The organism is Pseudofrankia coriaricola (assembly GCF_032027725.1).
Classification (GTDB): domain Bacteria; phylum Actinomycetota; class Actinomycetes; order Frankiales; family Frankiaceae; genus Pseudofrankia.
Genome location: NZ_JASNFO010000077.1, coordinates 43664 through 57870, shown reverse-complemented (window position 1 = coordinate 57870; position 14207 = coordinate 43664). Strand labels below are relative to the sequence as shown.

General features: G+C 73.8%; 10 protein-coding genes. 6 read left to right on the top strand and 4 right to left on the bottom strand.

Translation table 11 applies throughout. The annotated features are described in order from the left end of the window. Positions 1-39 precede the first annotated feature (39 nt). From QOZ89_RS34230 to QOZ89_RS34215, 4 genes are all read right to left on the bottom strand, one after another. The gene (locus tag QOZ89_RS34230; RefSeq protein WP_312627922.1) at positions 40-1485 is read right to left on the bottom strand and encodes an amidase; all 1446 of its coding nucleotides are present in this window, start codon (positions 1483-1485) and stop codon (positions 40-42) included. A 179-nt stretch (positions 1486-1664) separates the two neighbouring features. Further along, positions 1665-2600 carry an SDR family oxidoreductase gene (locus QOZ89_RS34225; protein WP_312627920.1) on the bottom strand — a complete coding sequence of 312 codons (936 nt, stop codon included), beginning with the start codon at positions 2598-2600 and terminating at the stop codon, positions 1665-1667. Next, positions 2597-4003, bottom strand: a complete 1407-nt coding sequence (locus tag QOZ89_RS34220) for an FAD-binding oxidoreductase (RefSeq protein WP_071051915.1) — start codon at positions 4001-4003, stop codon at positions 2597-2599. The genes QOZ89_RS34225 and QOZ89_RS34220 overlap by 4 nt, the downstream gene beginning before the upstream one ends. Positions 4004-4090: 87 nt before the next feature. After that, a complete protein-coding gene (locus QOZ89_RS34215; protein ID WP_198543462.1) occupies positions 4091-7081 on the bottom strand; it encodes an ATP-binding protein in 2991 nt (996 codons plus the stop codon). 301 nt (positions 7082-7382) lie between these two features. Here QOZ89_RS34215 and QOZ89_RS34210 point away from each other — a divergent pair, with 301 nt between their 5' ends. From QOZ89_RS34210 to QOZ89_RS34185, 6 genes are all read left to right on the top strand, one after another. Continuing rightward, a complete protein-coding gene (locus tag QOZ89_RS34210; RefSeq protein ID WP_071051917.1) occupies positions 7383-8672 on the top strand; it encodes an MFS transporter in 1290 nt (429 codons plus the stop codon). 294 nt (positions 8673-8966) lie between these two features. Then, complete coding sequence (locus QOZ89_RS34205) at positions 8967-10139, top strand: low temperature requirement protein A (protein ID WP_312627918.1); 1173 nt, start codon at positions 8967-8969, stop codon at positions 10137-10139. A 563-nt stretch (positions 10140-10702) separates the two neighbouring features. Next, a complete protein-coding gene (locus QOZ89_RS34200) occupies positions 10703-11248 on the top strand; it encodes a hypothetical protein (protein ID WP_312627917.1) in 546 nt (181 codons plus the stop codon). Between the two features lie 149 nt (positions 11249-11397). Beyond that, entirely contained in the window at positions 11398-12033 is a 636-nt protein-coding gene (locus QOZ89_RS34195) for a GNAT family N-acetyltransferase (protein WP_071051967.1), read from the top strand. A gap of 189 nt (positions 12034-12222) precedes the next feature. Further along, entirely contained in the window at positions 12223-13164 is a 942-nt protein-coding gene (locus tag QOZ89_RS34190) for an ABC transporter ATP-binding protein (RefSeq protein ID WP_312627916.1), read from the top strand. Beyond that, positions 13161-14009 carry a hypothetical protein gene (locus QOZ89_RS34185; RefSeq protein WP_071051920.1) on the top strand — a complete coding sequence of 283 codons (849 nt, stop codon included), beginning with the start codon at positions 13161-13163 and terminating at the stop codon, positions 14007-14009. Before QOZ89_RS34190 ends, QOZ89_RS34185 begins: the two co-directional genes overlap by 4 nt. The last annotated feature ends 198 nt before the right edge of the window (positions 14010-14207 follow it).

Sequence of the window (14207 nt, the reverse complement as noted above, 5' to 3'; positions counted from 1 at the left end):
GCAGCCCCTACCGGCAGCCGGTAGCCCGGACGGCGACGGTCAGGCCCGCCGGGCGGAGAGCGGCGGCCGGCGGTCGCGCCAGGGCATCGCCTCCTCCAGCGCGGCCGAGACGCGCAGCAGCAGGTCCTCCCGCCCGTGGGCGGCGATGATCTGGACGCCGATGGGCAGGTCGCCCGCGCTCTGCCCGAGCGGCAGGCTGACCGCCGGCACGCCGGTCACGTTGGCGACGCTGGTGAACGGCCCGAAGTCGAAGATCTCGCGAAGCCAGCTCTCGACGGTGTGGCCCGGGTCGTCATAGCGGAGCGTGCCGTGCGGCACCGGCAGGCGCGCGAGCGTCGGGGTCACCAGCAGGTCGTGCTCGGCGAGGAAACGGTCGAGGACCTGCCCGACCCGGCCGGCCGCGTCCAGCCCCGCGACGAGGTCGACGGCACCGTGCTCCCGGGCGTAGGCCAGGACCCGCCGGGAGACGGCCTCGAGGCGGTCGGCCGGCGGCTGCCGGGGGGCCAGCAGGAACGGGGCGGCCATGGCGACCGTCTCGATCATGCAGGCCCGGATCACCTCGTCCCACCCGAGCGGCGGCGACGCCTCCTCGACGTGGTGCCCCAGCGCCGCGAGCGCCTCGCCGGCGCGCACGGTCGCCGCGGCGACCTCCGGGTCGACCCCGGCGCCGGACCAGGCCCGGGTCGTCACCGCCACCCGCAGGCCGCCGCCCTGGGACGGCCCGCCGGCGCGCGCGTCGGGCCGCACCTCCCGCGCGTACGGGCGCGCGGGTGGCGGCGCGGCGAAGGCGCCGCCGGCCATCGGCCCGTGCACCGCGTCGAGCAGCGCCGCCGCGTCGCGGACGGTGCGGGTCAGCGCGAACTCGGAGAGCATGCCGAACGCCGCCGCCCCGAGCCCGGCGCCCGTCGGCGTCCGGCCGCGGCTCGGCTTGAGCCCGACCAGGCCGCAGCAGGACGCCGGCACCCGGATCGAGCCGGCTCCGTCGTTGGCGTGGGCGACCGGGACGGCGCCCGCCGCGACCAGGGCGGCGGCGCCACCGCTGGAGCCGCCGACGGTGCGGGACGGATCCCAGGGGTTGCGCACCGGGCCGTGCAGCAGCGGCTCGGTGGTGAAGCTCAGCCCCATCTCCGGGGAGATCGTCAGACCCAGCGTCACCAGGCCGGCGGCCCGGAACCGGCGCATCAGCTCATGGTCGGCCGGGGCCGGGATCCCGGGGCCCAGGCTCCGGCTCCCGCACCGGAACGGCACCCCCTCGGCCATCGGGCCCGTGTCCTTGATGAGGAACGGCACCCCGCCGAGCGGGCCCTGGGGGTCGTGGCTCAGCGCCGGGCCGAACAGGGGCGCGGCCAGGGCGTTCAGCCGGCCGTTCGCCCACCCCAGCGCCTTCCGCGCCGCCGCCTCGACCTCGGCGGCGCTCACCTCGCCCTTGGCGATCAGCGTCCGTAGGCCGACCGCGTCGTGACACGCGTATTCGTGCGGATCCATGGAATGTCTCGTCTCCGGGGCGGACGCCGCGCGGGCGCCCGCCCCACGTCGGTCCAGGTCAGGGCATAGGACGGTGGCCCGGCCGCGCTCGGGTGACCGAGCCGGCCGGGCTGGCACTACGTCGCTACGCCGTCAGACTCGGGCGGAGACGTCCCTGGAGAGATTCATCGGTGGAACCTCTACGCCAGGTCGCCCGCCTTTGCCAAGGCATTTTCGGCGCGGCCGTCCTCGCCGCCGTCGCCTTGCGCCGGGCTGGCCGGCTGGAACAGGTGGGCGTGGTCGCGCGCGAAGTCGGTGACCGACCGTGGCGCCCGACCGGTGACGTCCCGCACGTCGGTGGTGGTCGTCGCCATCCACCCCTCCCGCTGCGCGACGAAGATCGCGACGATGGCGTCCGCGACCATCGGCGGCAGCCCGTCCGCGGTCATGGCCTGCCGGGCGTCCTCGTCGCCGACATGGACGTAGCGGACGGGCTGGCCGATGGCCGTGCCCAGCTCCCGGGCGACGCGCTCGAAGGTGATCGCCTCCGGTCCCGTCAGCGTGTAGGCCCGGCCCTCATGCCCCTCGCCGGTCAGGCACTCGACGGCCACGTCGGCCACGTCCCGCGGGTCGACGAAGGAGATCTCGGCGGCGCCGGCCGGGGCGAACAGCATCCCGGTGCTCGCGATGGCCTGGGCGTGGGCCAGCAGGTTGGTCAGGTAGGTCCGGGGGCGCAGCAGCACCATGGGCAGCCCGGACGCGGCCAGATGCCGCTCGATGGCGCCGTGCCAGCTGTCGAAGACCAGTGGCGAGGCGGGGTACGGGTCGGGGCCCGACAGCTTGACGACGCGGCCGACGCCGGCGGCCGCCGCCGCGTCGATCGCCGCGCGCTCGTGCCCGACCTGCCCGGGGACGTTGCCGCAGGCCAGGAAGAGCCGGTCGACGCCGGACAGGGCGCGGGCGAGCGTTTCGCGGTCGGAGAAGTCGCCGACCGCGAGCTCCACGCCGGGGCCGAGGACGCGGGCCGCGGCGTCGGCGTCGCGGACGAACGCCCGCACCGGGACGCCGCGGCCGGCGAGGCCGCGCACGACGTGCCGGCCGACGGTACCGGTCGCGCCGGTCACCAGGATCTTCATCGGGAGACTCCCTCGCTCGTGGGGATGTTCGGGTTGAGACGGAAGACGTTCGACGGGTCCAAGCGGTCCTTGAGGGCGGTCAGCCGGCCGAGCCGGTCGCCGTACGCGGCCCGGACGCCGGCGGGGCCCTCGTCGGACAGGAAGGTGGCGAACTGGCCGGCGCTCTCGGGCCGCAGGCGCTGCCACCCGTCGCGCGCCCAGGCCAGGTGCCGCTCGTGGCCCGGGTCGCCCGGGCGCCAGTTCGCGATCAGGCGCAGCTCGAAGCCGGGCTCGCGAGGGCCGACGGCGGTGGCGTCCGGCGCCACCCGGCTGGCCGCGCCGCCGATCATCCACCCGTTGAGCAGCGACAGCGGTGACGTGATCGAGGCGATGGCGTCGACGACGGCGTCGATGGCCGTGTCGGACAGGTCCGGCAGCCGGTGGGAGCGCCAGTAGGAGCAGTTCCCTGGCGAGGCGCTGATGTCGAGCAGCGACTGCAGGGCGCGGTAGGGGACCGGGCGGACGAGGTCGCCGATCGGTGTTCCCACCCCGCGCAGCGGCGCCAACACCGCGGCGCCCTCGGCGAGATCGCCGCACCAGACGGGCAGCAACCCGAGCACCGGGGTGCCGTACCGCTCGGCCGGCAGGAAGGGCATCGGGGGAGCCAGCATGGCGACGAGGGCGACGCCGAGCTCGTCGGGAGCCATGGGCGCGAACTCCCGCAGGAAGCGCAGCACCTGTGGCGCCTGGTCCAGCGGCCAGAAGACCGGTCCGCCGAGGACGACGGGCCCGACCGGGTGCAGGCCGTACTCGAACGCGGTGACGACGCCGAAGTTGCCGCCGCCGCCGCGCAGCCCCCACAGCAGCTCCGGCTCGGTCATGGCGTCGACCCGCAGCCGGTCGCCGTCGGCGGTGACCAGGTCGGCGGCCAGCAGGTTGTCGACGGTCAGCCCGTGCCGGCGCATCAGGTGCCCGAACCCGCCGCCGAGCGTCACCCCGCCGATCCCGGTGGAGCTGACCGAGCCGCCAGTGGTGGCCAGGCCGTGCCGCCCGGTCGCGAGGTCGAACTCGGCCCAGGTCAGGCCGCCCGCCGCGCGCGCGGTGCGGCCGGCGGGGTCGACCGACACCGCCTTCAGCTGCGACAGGTCGATCACGATGCCGTCGTCGCACACGCCGTACCCGAGTACGGAGTGGCCGCCGCCGCGGACCGCGACCGGCAGGTCACGTTCGCGGGCGAACCGGATCGCCGCCTGGACGTCGTCGGTGCCGGCGCAGCGGGCTATCAGGGCGGGATGGCGGTCGACGGCGCCGTTCCAGACCTGACGGGCCTCGGCATAGCCCTCTTCGCCCGGTCGCAGCACCGTTCCGCGGAAGTTGCGGCGCAGCGCGTCCGGCGGATCGCGGCGCAAGGTTGTCGTGGTCATGCGGGCAGGGTGCGCGGGCGGGCGTTCCGCGAGCGTTCCTCGACGCCGGGCTCAGCGTTTGGCGCCCGGTTCGCCGGTGTCAGGCCGTCAGGTGTCCAGCTCCGCCCGCGCCGCGGCGTCCCAGACCCGCACGTCGTCGGCCAGCAGTCGCCTGGCCGTCTCGCGGCGCTCGCCGTCGAGCCCGGCGGCCCGCGCGGCGGCCAGGCGGAAACGCAGCAGCATCGCGGGCACGCCCGGGGCGGTGTCACAGCCCGGATCGGCCAGCGCGGCGTCGATGACCGCCAGTCCCGAACCCGCCGCGCCGTCCAGGACGTCGAGGTAGCCGGTCATCGCGTCGGTGACGAGCCGGATCGGCGGCGCCTCGACACGCTGGCGCATCGCCGCAAGCTCCGCGACATGTTGCCGCAGCGACGGCAGGTCCGCCAGGTCCAGGTCGAGCAGCGCGGCGAACAGCAGGGCCCCGGCGAGCGTGAACGGGTGGTTGACCGCCCGGGCGAGCTCGAGCGAGCGGTGCCGCAACCGGTGTGCCTCGGGCATGTCGCCGAGGCAGAAATGCACGTGCGCGAGGCGGGCGAGGCAGAGCGCCTGCGGGTCCTGGCCGTAGGCCAGCAGATGCGCCGGCCGGTTCTCTGGTCGGTAGCGGTCGATGGCGGCGCGCAGATGATCGCGAGCCGACGTCGCGTCGCCCCGCCAGGCCGCCGCGACGCCTTGGACGAAGTTGCCCTCGACGGCGAGCACGTCGTCACTCTCACCCAGAGCACACAGCTGTCCGCCATATTCGAGGGCCGCGTCGAACTCCCCACGCGACAGCACGGCCATCGCGCGCGCCCGCATCAGCGGTGCCGCCGGTTCGACGCCGAGGCGCTCGGCGAGGGCGAACGCCCGGTCCAACGCCGTGCGCAGCCGAGGCGACGCGTACCCGGCGGCGGCGCTCAGCGGCCCGGGCAGCGCGGTCAACAGGGCCAGCTCGTGCTCGTCGCGGTTCCGGGACTCCGGCCCCGACCGCAGGAGCGTCCAGGCCCGGTCCAGCAGGTCGGCGGCCTCCGCGTCGGCGTGGCGCCGCCCCGCCGCCTGGGCGGCGCGTGCGTACCAGTCGACCGCCTCGTCGCGGGCGCCGGCCTGGTGCAGGTGGGCGGCGATCTGCCCGGCGACCTCGTCCCACCGGCCGGCGTGGATGTCCTGGAGCGCCCGGGCGAGCTGCGTGTGGCTGTGGCGGCGGCGCGCCGGCGACATCAGGCGGTAGGCGACCTCGCGCAGCTTGCCGTGGCTGAAGTCGTAGGTGTCGCCGCCGCTGGTCAGCAGCAGCTGCCGCCGCCACACCTCGTCGAGGTCCCGGGCGGCCTCGTTCTCGCCACCTGGGTGGATCCTGACGAGCAGATCGACCGAGACCGATGATCCCGCCGCGGCCGCCACGCCGATCAGGTCCCGGGCGCTGTCCGTCAACGGCAGCAGCCGTGCCTCCAGAACGGCCTGCACCCGCGGCGTGAGCACTCGCGGCTCGGCACCGCGCCAGCCCGCCCGCAGCGCCTCGACGAGGAACAACGGATTGCCCGCCGTCTCGTCATGGAGCCGGTCGGCGTCCGCGCGGTCCAGGTCATGCCCGAGCCCTCGGGCGAGCGCGGCTGACTCCGCCCGCTCCAGCCGGCCCAGGGCCAGCTCGGTGTGGCGGCCGAGTGCCCGCAGGCCACCGAGCAGCCCGTGCAGCGGGTGCCCGGGGTCCGTGTCGACTAGGCGAGCCGTGGCGGCCACGAGCAGCGGCGCCGGTGGGTCGGCGCGCACCAGGTAGTGCAGGAACTGCAGCGTCGGGGCGTCGGCGGCGTGCAGGTCGTCCGCGACCAGCAGCACCGGTCCCTGGCCGGCGCCCGCGCGCAGCGCCTGCGCGGCCGCGTCGAACAGCCGCAGGCGCGAGCCTGGCTCCGCCGGGGCCCGCTGGACCGACAGCTCCGGCAGCAGCGGGGCGAGGGCCGCGAGCTGCGCGGGGGTGAGGTGCCCGCGCCAGCGGGCCACGCCGAGGTCGCGCAGCCAGGCCGCCACGGGGGCGTACGCCAGCGCCCCCTCCGCCTCGTACGACCGGGCGTGCGCGGTGGCCGCGCCGCGCCGCGCGGCCCAGTGCCGGAACTCCTCGACCAGGCGGGTCTTGCCCACGCCGGCCTCGCCGGTGACCGCGACGAGATGGGGCACTCCGGAGCCGGCGTCGCGCCACAGCTCGGTCAGGTGTTGCCGCTGCGCCTGGCGTCCCACGAAGGCCGCCGCGCCGCTCGTTCTCGGCGCGTCGTCGCCCTTCGGTAGCAGCGTCTCGTACAACGCCCGGGTCTTGTCGGACGGCTGGACGCCAAGTTCGTCCTCCAGCGTGGCCACGCATTCGTGGTAGGCGTTCACCGCCCTGGCCCGGTCGCCCTGCGCGTCGTACAGCCGCATCAGCCACCGGTAGGGCGGCTCGGCGAGCCGGTCGTAACGGCGGGCGCGTTCCGCGTAGCCGACCGCGGCGTCGATCTCGCCGCGCCTCGTGAGCAGCGGCACCAACCGGGCGAGTACCGCCATGACCCGCTGGCGGTACTGCTCCCGGTCCGCGATCAGCCACTCGTCGTACCAGCCGTCCAGCAGGTCGCCCGCGTACAGGTCGGCCGCCAGTCGCAGCCTTTCCAGCGCGTTGGCATCGTTCTCGCCGGGCTTGGCGTTCTCGCCGAACTGGATGTTCTCGCCCGGCTGGGCGGCTTCGTCGGGCTGAGCGGTCTCGCTGGACAGTGCGGTCTCGCTGGACGCCGCCACAGCCGCGTCAAACGCCGTGATGTCCGCGGAGAACTCGCGAAGTGAGAGCGTCTGCGCGGTCACCTCCACGTGGCGGTCCGCGGCGGGAAGCAGGGCGCGCAGCGTGTGCAGCACATGCCTGAGGTTCGTGCGGGCCTGTTGCTCGGTGGAATCGGGCCAGAGGAGAAACGCGACCTGCTCACGTCGCTGCGGGGCGCCCCGCCGCAGCGCCAGATATGCCAGCAGCGACTGCGCCCGCAACGACGTCATCACGACGGGCGTCCCGCCCGAGCGGACCTCGAACGCGCCGAGCAGGCGTACCTCCAGCACGTCGCCCATCCTCGCCCGAGATCTCCGGCCGAACCAGCGAGTTGAAGCGCGCCAGGCGCCGACCGGAAACCCGCGACCGAGACGAACCCATCAGTGATCCTGGGGACAACGGCCGCCGGGTGTGCGAAGGAAGATCATTTTCGCACACCCTTTGGCCCTCTAGCCGGACAGATCACCTGGATCCTGGAGGAGTCCGGTCCCCGCTGGCGGCCGAGCCACGGGATCCCGCGACGGCCGCCCGAATCCGTGCCGCCCGGCTGGGTCGGCCCAGCCGGGCGGCACGCTGCGAGGATGTCCTCCCGTGGCCTGGTTCGATCGGTTCGAGGCGCTGCGCGTCGACACGACGCCGCTGCGCACCTCGCGTGACTTCCGCCTGCTGTTGACGGCCGGCACCGTCTTCTACCTCGGTGGCATGGTCACCTACGTCGCCGTTCCCTACCAGCTCTACGCCCTGACCCACTCCAACGCCATGGTCGGCGCCGTCGGCGCGGTGGAGCTCCTTCCCCTGCTCGTCTTCGGCCTGTACGGCGGGGCGCTGGCCGACCATGTCGACCGTCGCCGCCTCCTGGTGCGCAGCGGCCTCGCGCAGGCGGCCGTCACGGCGGTGCTCGCGGCCAACGCCTTCCGGGGCCATCCAAGCACCTGGGTGATCTTTGTGGCGGCCGCGGCGCTGGCGAGCACCAGCAGCCTGCAGCGGCCCTCCCGCGAGGCGCTGTTCCCGCGCACCGTCGCCCACGAGGAACTGCCCGCGGCGAGCGCGCTCGACAGTATGGGCCTGCAGGCCGGCATGCTCGCCGGCCCGGCCCTCGGCGGCCTCCTGGTGGCGTATGCGGGCATCGGCTGGTGTTTCGTGATCGACGTGTGTGGCCTGCTCATCGCCAGCCTGCTGTACACGCTGATGCGCCGCTACCCGCATCGGGTCGAGACGACACCCCCGAGCCTGGCCGCGGTCGCCGAGGGTCTGCGTTACGCCCTGTCCCGTCGGGACCTGGTCGGCACCTATCTGGTCGACGTCGCCGCGATGCTGCTCGCGATGCCGGTGGTGCTCTTCCCCGCGCTGGCTGAGCGGACGTTCCACCAGCCGCAGCTGCTCGGCCTGCTCTATTCGGCCGAGACGGTCGGGGCGCTGGTCGCGACGGCGCTGTCCGGCTGGACCAGCCGGGTGCACCACCACGGCCGCGCGATCGCGGCGGCCGCGGCGGTGTACGGGCTGTGCATCGCGCTCGCGGGTGTGATGCCCACGCTGTGGCTGGTGGCCTGCGCCCTGGCCGCGGCCGGCGCCGCCGACATGATCTCCGGCGTCTTCCGCTCGACCATCTGGAACCAGACCATCCCCGAGACGATGCGCGGCCGGCTGGCCGGCATCGAGCTGCTCTCCTACTCTCTCGGCCCGCTCGGCGGGCAGGTGCGCGCCGGTGTCACCGCCGATCTGTGGAGCGTCCGCGGGAGCATCACCTCCGGCGGCCTGGCCTGCGTCGTCGGCGTCGGCGCGACGGCGGCCTGGCTGCGCGACTTCCGGTCCTACGACGCGCGTACCGACCAGCACGCCGTCGCCGAGCGCGCGACGCGCGCCGCCGCCGGAGACCGGTGACGGATCCCTCAGAGCCGACGGCTCCCGAGTCTGTTTTGTGCATGCGCAGACCGTGATCAATCTGGCTTCTCGCCTACGGAGCGCGGCGAAGATCGCTGGCTGGGTATGCTCGGCCGCATGGGTCAAGACCCGGCTTCGCGGGCACCGTCCTCGGCGGATCCAGAGTCGCGGCCACCGTTCCCGTCGTGGGCGGGGCCGGCCGGGCCGGGCGAGGCGGACGCCCGGCTGGCGCCCGGCCCGGGGAGTGGCGGGGATCCCGTCGGCGACGTGGCGGTCCCGGGGCCGAGGGTTCCGGTGGGGACCTCCGAGCTGGTCATCCCGGATATCCGGCTGATCCGCAAGCGGACCGGCGGGGAGCAGCGCGCGACGTTCTTCGAGCTGTTCTTCGACCTCGTCTACGTCTTCGCGGTCACGCAACTCTCGCACTACCTGCTCGCGGACCTGAGCTGGGCGGGCGCCGGCCGGGCCACCTTCCTGCTGGTCGTCGTCTACTGGGCGTGGAACTACACGACCTGGATGGCGAACTGGTTCGACCCGAGCACGGTCGCCGTCCGCCTGGTGCTGGTGTTCGTCATGCTGGCGAGCCTGCTGATGGCGGTCGCGGTTCCGGAGGCGTTCGGTGAGCGCGGGCTCCTGTTCGCGGCCAGCTACGTGGCGCTGCAGATCGGCCGCAACGTCTTCGTCGTCGCCGTCACCCCCGCCGGCGCGTTCCACCGTAACTTCGAGCAGATCCTCGCCTGGAGTGTGCTGTCGGCGCCGCTGTGGATCGTGGGCGGGTTCGTCGACGGCGGCGCGCGCTGGGCGCCGTGGGGAGCCGCGCTGCTGGTGGACCTGGTCGCGCCGCTCGTCCTGTACTGGGTTCCCCGGATGGGGTCGACACCCACCAGCCAGTGGCAGGTCGACGGCAACCACTTCGCCGAGCGCTTCCAGCTGTTCGTCATCATCGCGCTCGGGGAGAGCATCGTGCTGGCCGGGGCGACCGCGTCCGAGTCGGATCTCACCGCCGCGGTCGTCGTCGCGCTCGGCGTCGCGTTCCTCCTGTCGACGGCGCTGTGGTGGCTGTACTTCGGCCAGGTCTCCGAAGCCGTGGCGCGGCGGATCGGCCGCAGTGCGCCGACCGAGGCCGGCCGGCTCGGTCGGGACGTCTACACCTACCTGCATCTGCCGATCGTCGCCGGCATCGTGCTTTCGGCCGTCGGTCTCGAGCTGGTGATCGCCCACCCTCACGACGAGCTGCACCTGGCGGGCGCCCTGGCGACCTGTGGAGGCCCCGCCCTTCTCCTCGCCGGCCTCGCGGCCTGCTGCGCGCGGGTCGGCCGCCGCCGGGCCTGGTGGCCGCTGGCGGTGGCGGTGGTCATACTCGGCTGCGCGCCGCTCGTCGCCGGCGTCGCCAGCCTGACGGCCGTGGGAGCCCTCACCGCCGTTCTGATCGGCGCCGCGGCGGTCGAGCAGGCCCGCTCGGACTGAGAGCCTCTCCCATTCGGGAAGTCGAGTTCCTCATTACGGGACCACGCCTGCCGCGGTGACCTGCCAGCCAGGTGGCTGACGCGTGGCCGGCCCCACCCGGCCACGACCAGCGCAAGGCGTCCGAAGACACGGGAATACTGCTACTCGCCTGTGCGAGTAAGCGACGCGGGAACCGTGTTCGAAATCGCCCGGAGCCGCCGGTCTCGCCATCTGGTGTGGCGGTCCGTCGCGCCGGTGAAACCTTCGCGCGAACCGCGGGAGGCTCACCGCCGCTTCCGCATCGACAGTATCGCCCAGGAATGAGACAATTCGCGCGGCCCCACATGGAGCGAGCGCCGCGCGGCTCACCGGGCGCGCGCCGGCCGTGTCGGGTTCCTGACATGGTGAGGTCCGGCCCGGATTCCTTGCCCACATATTCGTCGGGCCTATTCTGCCGTCCGGCGTCCCGCCGATCCGAGCGGAAAGCCGGCGCGGTGGCGACGTCGGCCCGCTGGCCTGATTCGACGCGAGCGTCGCTATTCGTCGTCCGTGCCCAGGGGCACGGGATGAGGAGGTATCCGAGGATGCTGGCAGCAGTAAGGACGAGAAAGGCGCGCTGGGCATTGGTCCCGGCGCTGCTCACGGCGTCGTTCGCGCTCATCGCGAGCGGGGGCGGTGCCGCTCAGGCCGGCGGCGTGCCGAGCGCGACCTGCCCGAGCGGTACCCGGGTGAACATCACCATCCCTGAGGCGGGCGCGCCGGTTCACCCGGCCGTGCACGTCGACACCGGCTTCTACGCGCTGAGCGGGTTCTTCTGGCCACCAAGCACGCTGATAGCCTGCCGCACCTCGTTCAAGGCGGGCCATCCGGTCGTGCGCCCGGGCGGTACCGGCTGCCACCAGGGCGCGCTGCCGCTGCAGATCCCAAGCGAGCTACCGACGGACCTCTCGACGGCTGTGGCGGTCGACTGGGGGACGTTCCTGCCGGGCGGCTGGTACTTCGGTGGTAGTCGCGGCCCCGACTGGGCGACCGTCTGCTGGTATGCGCGACAGCCGGCGAACGACGGCACCCCCGCCGGCGCGCCGACGACGGGTACGCCAGCCGCCGCGGCGGCATCGGTACCCAACTGACCCGACCACCCGGGCGGCCCGGTGCCCGACCATGAGGCCGAGGCCGACGGCTTGGGTCCTGGGCAGCCACCGGCCGCCGCGGCTCCGCCCGCGGAGTGTCCGGAAACCCGGCCGCCGCCGCGGCGGCGACGCTCCTTAGGGTCGCCGCCATGACCTCACCCGGCGCCGCGTTCCCCAGCCCCGCGTTTCCCGGCCCAGCGCTCGGGCCGCTCCGGCCGAGCTACCCGGTGGAGACCGAGCGGCTGCTGCTGCGCCCCATCGACCCCGTCGGGGATGTCGACGGGATGCACGCCTACCGCTCCCGAGCGGATGTCTGCCGCTACATCCCGCCGGAGCCGATGGACCGGGCGCAGATCGCCGAACGGCTCGCCAACCCGGACTTCTCCCGGGCGGAGCTCGACCGGGAGGGGCAGGCGCTCACGCTCGCCGTCGTCCTCAAGGAGACGGGGGAGCTGATCGGCGATGTGGTCATTTTCTGGCGCAGCACTGAACACCGCGGCGGTGAGATCGGGTATGTCATCAACCCTGATCACCACGGCAACGGTTACGCGACGGAGGCGGCACGGGCACTGCTGGCGCTGCTTTTCGACGAGTTCCGGCTGCACCGGGTGACCGCCCGCATCGACGCCGAGAACCCCGCCTCGGCGGCGGTGCTCACGAAGCTCGGAATGCGGCGGGAGGCGGTGCTGGTGGAGAACGAGTGGTTCAAGGGCCGGTGGAGCACTGAGATCGACTTCGCGATCCTCGACCGGGAATGGCGCGCCCTGCGAGGCCAGGATGGCTGACTCCTTATCGCCGATGAGTGAGCTGTACCGGCCGCGGGAGAAGTCGACGGTGTCTCGCCGGGTGGTACGACGGTACTACCCGCCGGTCGGATTTCCCCCCGCGGTACCACGGACCGCGCGGGTCCCGCTTCTAGCGTCGCGGATAGACGCGCCGGACGGACCGGCACGGTCCGGAGCGGGGGATGGGCGATGATCGAGGCACACCAGCTGACGAAACGGTATGGCGAGAAGATGGCGGTGGACCGGCTGGACTTCGCCGTCCGGCCCGGGACCGTCACCGGCTTCCTGGGACCCAACGGCTCGGGCAAGTCCACGACGATGCGGATGATCATTGGGCTGGACGCCCCGACCAGTGGCACCGTGAGCGTCAACGGCCGCCGCTACGCCCAGCACGGCGCCCCGTTGCAGGAGGTCGGGACGCTGCTGGAGGCTAAGTCGGTCCATCCCGGCCGTTCCGCCTACAACCACCTGCTGGCGCAGGCGTACACCCACGGGATCCCGCGCCGGCGCGTGGACGAGGTGATCGAGCTGACCGGGCTGCAGGCGGTGGCGACGAAGCGGGCCGGCAAGTTCTCACTCGGCATGGGACAGCGGCTGGGCATCGCCGCGGCACTGCTCGGCGACCCGGCGACCGTGATGCTCGACGAGCCGGTGAACGGCCTGGACCCCGAGGGCGTCCTGTGGATCCGCAACCTGCTCACCGGGCTGGCCGCCGAGGGACGCACGGTCTTCGTGTCCTCGCACCTCATGAGCGAGATGGCGCTGGTCGCCACCCACCTCATCGTCGTCGGACGCGGCCGGCTGCTCGCGGACACCACCGTGCAGGACCTGGTCCGCGACGCCGGCGGCGACACGGTGCAGGTGGCCTCGGCCGACCCCGGCCGCCTGCGCGAGATCCTGGCCGGCCCCGGCATCGAGATCACCGGCCGAGCGGGCTCCGAGGAACTGCGGGTGACGGGCATGTCCGCCCGCGCCATCGGGCTGCGGGCCGCCGAGCACGGCATCGCCCTGTTCGAGCTCACCGCGAGGACGGTCTCGCTGGAGGAGGCGTTCATGGACCTGACGCGGGACGCCGTGGAGTACCACGGCACCACCACCGCCGCCGGCGCGACGATCGAGCGGGCGGCATGACCACCATCACCTCGGCCCCGGCCTCGGCGTCGACTCCCGCCCGGCCCACCCGCCCGGCCTACAAGGTGACCGGGCCACGGGTGCTGCGCTCGGAATGGGCGAAGCTGTGGTCACTGCGCTCCACCTGGATCGCGCTCGGCCTCGGCGTGCTGTTCCTGGTGGCGTTCGGCCTGATCGCCGCGGCCCGGTACAAGTCGGTGATCACCTCCGGGCAGCGCCTGGACCCGGACTGGGCCGACTCGACCGCCGTGAGCCTCTCGCTGTTCGGCACCGGCCCGGCCCAGTTGGCACTGGGCGTGCTGGGCGTCCTGGTCAGCGCCGGTGAGTACACCACCGGCATGGTCCGCTCCACACTGGCGGCCGTACCGCGTCGGCTGCCCGTGCTGTGGTCCAAGTCCGCTGTGTTCGGCCTGATCGCGCTCGTGGCCGCCACCGTCAGCGTGGTGGTGACCTTCCTGATCGCCAGCGGCATCGTCTCCGGTACGCGCGCGGCGATGACGATCTCGGATCCGGGCGTGGTGCGCTGCCTGCTCGGGGCGGGCCTCTACCTCGGCCTGGTCGGTGTCATCGGCGTCGCGCTGGGCGCGGTGCTGCGGTCGGTGGCGGGCGGCATCGCGGTGCTGGTCGGCGCGCTGATGCTGGTCCCCGGCCTGATCTCGCTGCTGCCGTCGAGCTGGCAGGACAACATCGGCCCGTACCTGCCGAGCAACGCCGGCCAGTCGATGTTCGCGCTGACCCATGACGCCACGAGCCTGTCGCCCACGGCTGGGCTCGTCGCCTTCGTCGGCTGGACGGTGCTCGCGCTGGCCGGAGCCGCCTATCGGCTGGTCCGCACCGACGCCTGACCTCGTCGCGGGGTTTCCCGAAGGATCCGCGTCCGCGGATCCTTCGGGCGCCTGCCGGCAGGCGCTGGCGAGCCTCGCGGGTTCACGGCCTACCGGCGGGCACAGCGTCCTCGCGTACGGTCGGCGCGGTGCCCGGCGCGGTGCCCGGCGCGGTGCCCGGCGCCGTGCCGGCACGTGCCGTCGACAGGGCAGGTGATA

Excerpts from the sequence above, each read along its gene's own strand:
- QOZ89_RS34230 (WP_312627922.1), bottom strand. The coding sequence starts at position 1,485 with ATGGATCCGCACGAATACGCGTGTCACGACGCGGTCGGCCTACGGACG.
- QOZ89_RS34225 (WP_312627920.1), bottom strand. The coding sequence starts at position 2,600 with ATGAAGATCCTGGTGACCGGCGCGACCGGTACCGTCGGCCGGCACGTC.
- QOZ89_RS34220 (WP_071051915.1), bottom strand. The coding sequence starts at position 4,003 with ATGACCACGACAACCTTGCGCCGCGATCCGCCGGACGCGCTGCGCCGC.
- QOZ89_RS34200 (WP_312627917.1), top strand. The coding sequence starts at position 10,703 with ATGCTGGCAGCAGTAAGGACGAGAAAGGCGCGCTGGGCATTGGTCCCG.
- QOZ89_RS34195 (WP_071051967.1), top strand. The coding sequence starts at position 11,398 with ATGACCTCACCCGGCGCCGCGTTCCCCAGCCCCGCGTTTCCCGGCCCA.
- QOZ89_RS34190 (WP_312627916.1), top strand. The coding sequence starts at position 12,223 with ATGATCGAGGCACACCAGCTGACGAAACGGTATGGCGAGAAGATGGCG.
- QOZ89_RS34185 (WP_071051920.1), top strand. The coding sequence starts at position 13,161 with ATGACCACCATCACCTCGGCCCCGGCCTCGGCGTCGACTCCCGCCCGG.